We start from the raw sequence: 8509 nt of genomic DNA, 5'->3' as shown, positions 1-8509 counted from the left end.
TTCGTTCTAAATCAGTTAAATGCCCATTATTCTGGCGGCATTCTTACCCTTGTTAATAAGGATTGGCCAGTAATTAAAAAGCTTTGGATAACTGATCTCTCTTCGGTAACTACATGGCTTGGTGATTCCTATTCCAAAAAGGGACCAAAGCCTCGTGACCCTGCTTCTATGATGCGTTCTTATCTGCTTTCATTATTTGTTCAACCTACAAAAGGTATTACTCATTGGGTTGATCAACTTCGTCGCGTTCCGTTGTATGCAATTCTTAGCGGTTTTGAACCCGGTGACACACCAGGTGTTGGAACATTTGAAGACTTTTTCAAACGTTTATGGGCCTTCGAAAGCCCGAATGTTATGCCGAAGGTCAAACCTAAAAAGAAAAAGTCAAAAAAGAAAAAGAAGCCTAAAAAGGGTGAAAAAGCTGAACCTAAGAATCCCGGAATTGTTCGTAAACTCGTTGATCGGGCAATGCGTTATGGTTCCAAACAAAAACAACTGCCAGGAGACCGATTATTTGAGTTTTTTCAATCCCAATTTTTAGCGGTTTCTACGAAACTTGGTCTTCTTGGGGATCCCGAAGCTCTAGGTGTAGTTGGAGATGGGACACCAATTGAAACAGCTAGGTACCCGAGAAGTAAATCAACCTGTAATTGTAGTGCCCAAGGACTAACGAACTGTACTCACCCACGCCAGTATTCACAACCCGACATCGACTCAGGCTGGGATAGTTCTAAGGAAAAGTACTTCAACGGATATCATCTCTACATGATATCCACTAGCGATAGCCAATACGACTTACCGCTATATCCACGGCTGCATCCTGCTTCCCGGCATGATTCAGTCAGCCTAGTGGTTAGTTCAATTGAATTTTCGCAACGGTACACCTTGGGCACGATTGATAAAATTCTTCTTGATGCAGCGCACGATGCTGAGGCCATTTATGAGCTACTTGAACATCAAAATGTGGAACCCTTCATCGATTTAAATGTTCGAACAAAGAAGAACTTTAGTACAGAAAGTGATATTCAAATATCTCCAACAGGTGTTCCAATCTGTCCGATTGGGAAGGAGATGAAGCCCAACGGGTTTGACAAATCTCAAAATCGGCAAAAATGGCGTTGTCCACTTGCTTGCGGTACCAAAAATACATGCTCATCACCGTGTTCAAAAGCAAAATATGGTCGGACATTCCATACATTCAGAGAGGATAATCTACGATTATTTACCAAAACACCAAGGTCCTCTGAAAAGTGGAAACTTATATACAAACGAAGAACCTCTGTTGAACGTTCTAATAAAAGAGAAAAAATAGATTATCACTTGGAATCTGGACGCCACCGGTCAACAAAAATGTGGTACATTCGCCTATACGCCATAATGATGTGTCAGCACATCGATGCTTGGTACAGCAGTCAGAAAGAGCAGTTAAATATTGAAGAAATCATCTTTCCTAAAGCCGCCTAGTCAATTTTTAAAAAAATAATGGCAATAGGTTTCTTTGTCATGCACATTTTTGAAAATACAATGAAAATAATGAGTGTGCAGGCCATTCCAATCCAATTTCCAGTAATTTTGGTTCATTTCACCCGGAAAATTGTTATTTATTCCGAGACTCTATTTTTCACTATAAGTATGAAAGTGATTAAAGATTAAGCAATACGAGCGCTTCAGTCATTAAGACTTGGCGTAAGCTAGTTTTTCTCATAAGTAAAGAAAGGATCACCAGAGACTCGCACCAAGCGCCAAAAGCGGGTACCTTCCCGAGAGGGCATTCTCGTACTTCCTCTCTCCGATCTTTAGGTCCAGTCCCTACGCTTTTCTAAGATGGCACCATTCATAGATGAACGTCAGCAATGTTTTCGTATATTGAACTAGTTCAGCAATTTCTAGCTCTTCATTGACACTATGGGCATCTTCAAGTTTCCCAGGCCCAAAGAGCAAGGTCGGAATGCCCGCTTCAGCCAACCATCCTCCGTCGGTTACGGTCTGTGACATGCTCGTTTTTACCTCTTCACCTGTTAAATGGTAATGAATTTTTTTTAGTAGTTGCACAGCGTCACTTTGTTCATCAATTTGAAAGGCAGGGAAAATCTCTCCTTTGTCTTCTATCATGGAAGTACCGCCCCATGAGAAGGATGGCGGGTGCTCCCTCATCCAAGGATCTGCTTTGGCTACGTGCAAAAGATGCTCTTCGACTTCACGGACGATCTCTTCATAGGATTCATGCGGGTAGTAGTGGATAGTAATCCATAGTTTGCATTCATCGGCGATAAACGCAGGGTGACGGCCGCCTTCGATAAAGGCAGGGTTAATGGTGTTCATCCCTGGCGGAAAACCTGGGCTCGATTTGGTAACGGCCCAATGACGCTCAAGCTCTTGTAGGCCTTGAATGAGCTTCATCATTTTTTCAATGGCGCTCGCGCCAAATTCTCCTCCACCAGCATGGATCAAATTCCGTCTTGTTCCGTCGTGAAAGGTAACAGGACTTTTAACCGTAATCCAGCCTGTGATCACACCACCTTGGCCTTGAATTTCGCAATGGCTCGTATCGCTGACGATGGCAAGATCAGCTGTGTACCCTCTTTCACAACAACTTTTTGTCCCCGCCTCGCCAACCTCTTCACCGACGACAGATTGAAAGATCAGGTCTCCTGGAAGCTGAATATTGAACGCATGTAGCGTTTTCATCGCAAATAAACAAGCGGCAAGACCACCTTTCATATCTGCCACTCCACGACCACGAATCACTCCTTGGTTAACGGTTGCTTCAAACGGCGGTGTTTTCCACTCTTCCGATTCATCGACGGCGGCCACGTCGATATGACCGTTTAAAATCAGGCTTCGATATGATTCGCTATATGTACCTTTTAAGATTGCTACAACGTTAGGATCGTTTGGATAAACGTCCCACATGTCTACATTACAGTCAAGCTTCTCACAATACGTACGGATATACTGTTGGGCGTCAGCCGTATTTCTTGCTGGAGGGCTTGGGGTTGGATAGGCGACAAGCGTTTGAACGAGGGCAAGTAGCTCCTCCTTGTTTTTGTCGACATGAGCTAGTAACTCTTCGATAACCGACAGCTTAAACACCTCCTAGATTCATTGAACGGACAAAATAAAAAGCCACTGTCTAAAAAAGAAGTGGCTTGTAATCATCGTTCAATTTCAATCAGTTCCATAAATGAACAGTAATGACGATGGCCACTTCCCTTCGCTAGTATTACCTAGATCAGGTGAATGAGGGTTAAGATGCTAAAAAACATCTCTCTCAGCGGTTTGCACCCCTAGTGGATTCCTATGAAGTTACATTTAGGTTAGCATAATTCGAGCAGATTTGACAATCATTTTTCATTGTGTCGAAAGAAAGTTCAAAAATGTTAGAAAAAAGTGGTTGTCATCGCAATCGATCTGTTATATTATAAAGTCATAAATCAAATACTGTATTATTACAGTTGTTGTCAGGTAATCCTGACGAAAAATGAAAAAAGGGGAGAGTATGATGAGTGGATGGCAAGAAACAGCGGAAAAATTAGAGATGTCTTGGAGCAATGACGTGCGGTGGCAAGGAGTGGAGCGTCCATATAGCGGAGAGGAGGTAGTCAAACTACGAGGCTCGCTTAAAATCGAGTATACCCTTGCAAAGACTGGGGCGGAAAAACTATGGAAGCTACTCCACGAAGAGGATTACGTGAATGCCCTCGGTGCGATGACTGGGGGACAGGCGATCCAACAAGTAAAGGCGGGTTTGAAAGCGATTTATTTAAGTGGATGGCAAGTAGCAGCAGACGCCAATCTAGCAGGACATATGTATCCAGACCAAAGCTTATATCCTGCCAATAGCGTTCCAAGTGTCGTAAAGCGGATCAATCAAGCACTTCAGCGAGCTGATCAAATTCAACACCTTGAAGGGGAAGGAGAAGTGGATTATTTCGCGCCAATCGTAGCTGATGCGGAAGCTGGCTTTGGTGGTCAATTAAACGTCTTTGAGCTCATGAAAGCGATGATTGAAGCAGGAGCTTCTGGGGTTCACTTTGAGGATCAACTCGCTTCCGAAAAGAAGTGTGGTCATTTAGGCGGAAAAGTTCTCATCCCGACGCAGACGGCAATCCGCAATTTAGTATCAGCAAGACTAGCAGCAGATGTTATGGGAGTGCCGACGATTTTGGTCGCCCGGACCGATGCAGATGCAGCTGATTTAATTACGAGTAATATTGATCCAGCAGACCAACGTTTTATTACGGGAGAACGAACGCCGGAAGGGTTTTATCGGACGAATGCAGGTATTGAGCAAGCGATTGCTAGAGGCTTAGCGTACGCTCCATATGCGGACCTCATTTGGTGTGAAACATCAAAGCCTTCGTTAGAGGAAGCGAAGCAATTTGCCGACGCGATTCATGAGAAATTCCCTGGAAAACTACTTGCCTACAATTGTTCGCCTTCATTTAACTGGGAGGCAAATCTAGATCGGTCGACAATCGAAACATTTCAACAAGAGCTCGGTAAGATGGGGTATAAGTTCCAATTTGTCACGCTTGCAGGCTTTCATGCACTGAACCATAGCATGTTTGAGCTTGCATATGGCTATAAACAACGGGGGATGGGCGCTTATTCTGAACTTCAGCAAGCCGAATTTGCCAGTGAAGTAAAAGGTTATACTGCAACGAGACATCAACGTGAAGTGGGAACCGGTTATTTTGATCAAGTGGCACAAACAATCACAGGGGGAACATCATCAACGACTGCACTTACTGGTTCGACCGAGGAAGCGCAATTTCAAAAATAAGGGAAATCAGCCACTACATTTTTTTGTAGTGGCTGTTATAATACAAGATTATTATTGATAGTTTGATATAAAACAAAAAAGCTCGTTATTTCCGAAGCATCGGAAGAGAGGTGGCTAATTTTTCGTAAAACGTGAAATTTTTTTCATAGACGAGAGAATGTTCAGTTACAGGAAGAATGGAATTGGTCATCGGGACACTATTTTTAATGGCTGCTAGGGAAGGAACTTCTCCTAAAGCATATAAGCTATACCACGCCGCTCCCCATGCTGCGCTTTGGTGGCTTTTTGGCAACAGTAGTTCTTGATTAAACATGTCGGCCGCTATTTGAAGCCAAAGCTTTGAACGTGAAAAACCACCATTGGCAAACAAGCGGGTCGGTCTACCGCTCATTTCTTTCAGCGTTTGCCCGACATGATAGAGACTAAAGATCGTCCCCTCTAATGCAGCGCGAATCATGTCTGGTTGATGATGTGACATTCCTAATCCGACAAAACTTGCCCGGGCCGCTCCGTCCCAAATAGGGGCACGTTCTCCATTTAAGTATGGTAGAAACAGAACGCCATTCGCCCCAGCTGGTGATTGTTCGGCAAGCCGAAGCAGCGAATCATAGCTCGGTGTGAAACTAGCATTTTTCTCAAGCCCATTTATCGCAAATAGCTTCTGTAGCCAATGTAATACGATACCGCCATTGTTTGTCGCCCCGCCTGAAACAAAAAGATGGTCATCGACACGATAACAGAACGTGCGTTGATGCTCGTCGACCATTGGACGGTAGGACAGTTGACGAATGGCGCCGCTCGTTCCAATCGTAATCACGGTATCCCCTTCCCCAGTAGCGCCAACTCCTAAGTTAGCAAGTGGACCGTCAGTGGCTCCCACAACAAAAGGAGTGGAAGGAAGAAGGCCAAGTTCATCTGCAAGTGCAGCACTCATACCATAAAGGGTGTACGTTGGTGGAACAGGCTTACCGAACTGTTCAGAGGAAAGCTGTAAAAGCTGTAAAGCCTCCACGTCCCACGCGCATGCGTCGATGTCGAACATCCCATAGGAAGAGGCTGTTGCATAATCGACTACATGCTCGTCAAACCATAAAAGGCACAAATATTCTTTAATGGAGGCGAAGGAGGAAGCCTCTATAAAAGGCGGGTATTTCTTCTGTTTCATCCATGTTAATTTGCAAAAAGGTGTCATCGGATGAAAGGGGGTTCCCGTTCGTTTCATGAATTGAGAACTGAGTGACAATCTTAATTGTGCTGCTTGCTCGCTGCTCCTTGTATCCGCCCAGATGATGGCGTTGGAGAGCGGTTGTTTGTCTTCATTTAAACAAATGATGGAATGCATTGCCGACGAAATACCGACAGCAGTTACGGCACTAGGGGAGACAGATGTCCGTTCCATGAGTAAGCGGATTGCCTGTTTACTAGCGTTGACAATTTCGTCTGGATCTTGTTCAGCCCAGTCTGCCTGAGGTCGGAGAATAGGGTATTCGACCTCCAGTTCTCCGATCACAGCACCATCATAGTGAAACAGTACAGCTTTTGTACTTGTTGTACCAATATCTAATCCGATTACATATCGATCATTCATAGTTGTACCCCTTTTTTCTACATTCTTTTCAGTGAAATCGCTTTTCGCATGTTATGCAAAGAGTTTTTCATTTCATCCTTTCGCCTGATGCTTACATTGACATAGAGGGCATCAATGATGCTTAATTGTGCCAGGCGAGATGCCAATGCTTCAGAACGGTATTCAGTCTCCTGGGAAACAGTATAAAGGGCGATATCCACTTCTTTGCTTAAGGGTGTTTTTCCATACGTGGTGATCCCAATCGTTTTCACCTGATGACTTTTCGCTACTTCTAACGCTTGGAGCAAGTCGCGATTCGTCCCTGAATGAGAAATGAAAACAGCCACATCTTGCTTCGTTAATTGTGAGGCGGACATGACTTGAAAGTGTGAATCATGATAGGCGGCTGAAGGGATGCCTGTCCGCAAAAATTTATGGTGGGCATCTAACGCAATCACCCCTGATCCACCATTACCGTAAAATTCAATTCGTCTTGCATGGAGAAGGTAGTCGACGGCACGCTTGAAAGACTCCACATCCAGCACTTGCATCGTATCTTCAAGCGTTCGAATGTTCGATTTAAACACTTTATCGGCCACCGTTTTTTCATCGTCATCTTCTTGTATGGTTTCATGGATGTCTTGGATGGGCGTGACGATTTCAGAGGCTAACGCAATTTTCATCGCCTGATAACCTTGGAAACCTAAGCGCTTACAAAAGCGAAATACGGTTGCTTCTGCAACGCCTAAATCCTCAGCCACTTGATTGATTGTGGAATGGATCATCTTGTTAGGGTTGGCTAATATATAATCTGCCACTTGCTTTTCTTTTTCACTAAAGCTACTATAGGAAGCTCGAATTCTTGGAAGGCAATGCTGTTGCTCGTTTGACATAGGCGTCACCACACTCTCTTTCCATTGATTAGATCAACTGCCGTCTACTTATAGTATAAAAGAAAAAAGCGAATAAAAAAATATTTTTTCACAAAAAACTATTGAAAAAGAAATTTTTTATCATATAATGTGGAGACAAGGAAATAATTTTTCATACTTTGTGGAGTGAGGAGTGTCTGCATGGAGATTGGATTAATCGGTTTAGGACGAATGGGGTACAATTTGGGCCTCAATATCCTTGATCACGAACATCAGCTTGTCGCTTATGATGTGAATCGTGAAGCGGTAAAAGAAATTGGCTTAGCTGGTGCAAAAGAAGCTGATTCGCTAGAAGAGCTCGTAAGCAAACTATCAGCACCACGCAAGATTTGGGTCATGGTTCCAGCCGGGGATATAACAGAAAATGTCGTTTCACAGCTAAGCTCTCTTTTGGACGAAGGGGATGTTGTGATTGATGGCGGGAATGCGAATTATAAGGATACGTTACGCCGTGCAAAGCAATATGAGGCGAAGGGGCTTCATTTTGTGGATGCAGGAACAAGCGGTGGCATTGACGGGGCACGTGAAGGTGCTTGTTTAATGGTGGGAGGAACGAAAGAGGTTGTTGAATCTTTAGCCCCCCTATTAAAAGAAATCGCAGTAGAAGATGGATATTTATATACAGGCCCTGTCGGTAGTGGACATTTTTTAAAGATGATTCATAACGGAATAGAGTACGGTATGATGCAAGCGATTGCAGAAGGGTTTGACCTGTTAGAAAACAGTCCGTTTGACTATGATTACGAAGCGGTAGCAAAAGTGTGGAACAACGGTTCGGTCATCCGATCATGGCTGATGGAACTAACCGAATCAGCCTTTTCAAAGGATGCGAACTTAGAAAAGATTCGCGGTGTGATGCATTCGTCCGGTGAGGGAAAATGGACGGTGGAAACCGCGCTAGATTTACAAATCGAAGCGCCTGTAATCGCTTTGTCTTTAATGATGCGCTATCGTTCCTTACGTGATGATACGTTTTCAGGGAAAGTGGTTGCCGCTTTAAGAAATGAATTTGGTGGGCACGCAGTTGTAAAAAGTTGATCATATAGGTTGCCCAATTGGCAACTAGAAACATAAAAACATGTGATAGATGGTAGTGTCAAAAGTTCTATGAAAAACTAGCACGGTTCATACTACCTACCATTTATTAGGTGGAAATGCCACGCTATCGCTCTTGACAAACACACCAATGGTTTATTCAGAGGTCAATCAAGGGCGAAGGGAACA

Annotated in this window: 6 protein-coding genes and 1 riboswitch; of the genes, 3 read left to right on the top strand and 3 right to left on the bottom strand. The window is 43.9% G+C overall.

All coding sequences use genetic code 11. The features are described from left to right. On the top strand, positions 1-1464 hold a 1464-nt coding region (locus E2L07_RS19615), incomplete at its 5' end, for a transposase (protein ID WP_134228578.1). Between the two features lie 345 nt (positions 1465-1809). Here the strand turns inward: E2L07_RS19615 and E2L07_RS19610 are convergent. Beyond that, positions 1810-3093 carry an acetylornithine deacetylase gene (locus tag E2L07_RS19610; RefSeq protein ID WP_134230433.1) on the bottom strand — a complete coding sequence of 428 codons (1284 nt, stop codon included), beginning with the start codon at positions 3091-3093 and terminating at the stop codon, positions 1810-1812. Positions 3094-3192: 99 nt separating this feature from the next. Further along, positions 3193-3299, bottom strand: a riboswitch (TPP riboswitch). 203 nt (positions 3300-3502) lie between these two features. Here E2L07_RS19610 and aceA point away from each other — a divergent pair. After that, on the top strand, positions 3503-4786 hold the full coding sequence (gene aceA, locus E2L07_RS19605; protein ID WP_134230432.1) for an isocitrate lyase: 1284 nt from the start codon (positions 3503-3505) through the stop codon (positions 4784-4786). Between the two features lie 85 nt (positions 4787-4871). Here aceA and E2L07_RS19600 read toward each other — a convergent pair whose 3' ends face one another. Together E2L07_RS19600 and E2L07_RS19595 are read right to left on the bottom strand one after the other, a co-directional pair. Beyond that, a complete protein-coding gene (locus tag E2L07_RS19600) occupies positions 4872-6374 on the bottom strand; it encodes a gluconokinase (protein WP_134230431.1) in 1503 nt (500 codons plus the stop codon). 17 nt (positions 6375-6391) lie between these two features. Next, positions 6392-7246 carry a MurR/RpiR family transcriptional regulator gene (locus tag E2L07_RS19595; protein WP_053430846.1) on the bottom strand — a complete coding sequence of 285 codons (855 nt, stop codon included), beginning with the start codon at positions 7244-7246 and terminating at the stop codon, positions 6392-6394. A gap of 180 nt (positions 7247-7426) precedes the next feature. On the opposite strand from E2L07_RS19595, the gene gnd reads away from it, so the two are divergent. Then, positions 7427-8323, top strand: a complete 897-nt coding sequence (gene gnd / locus E2L07_RS19590) for a phosphogluconate dehydrogenase (NAD(+)-dependent, decarboxylating) (protein WP_010898823.1) — start codon at positions 7427-7429, stop codon at positions 8321-8323. Positions 8324-8509 lie beyond the last annotated feature (186 nt).

The organism is Halalkalibacterium halodurans (assembly GCF_004376175.1).
GTDB classification, from domain to species: domain Bacteria; phylum Bacillota; class Bacilli; order Bacillales; family Bacillaceae_D; genus Halalkalibacterium; species Halalkalibacterium halodurans.
Note: the sequence above shows the minus strand (reverse complement) of the source record. Positions and strands in the feature narration are given on the sequence as shown.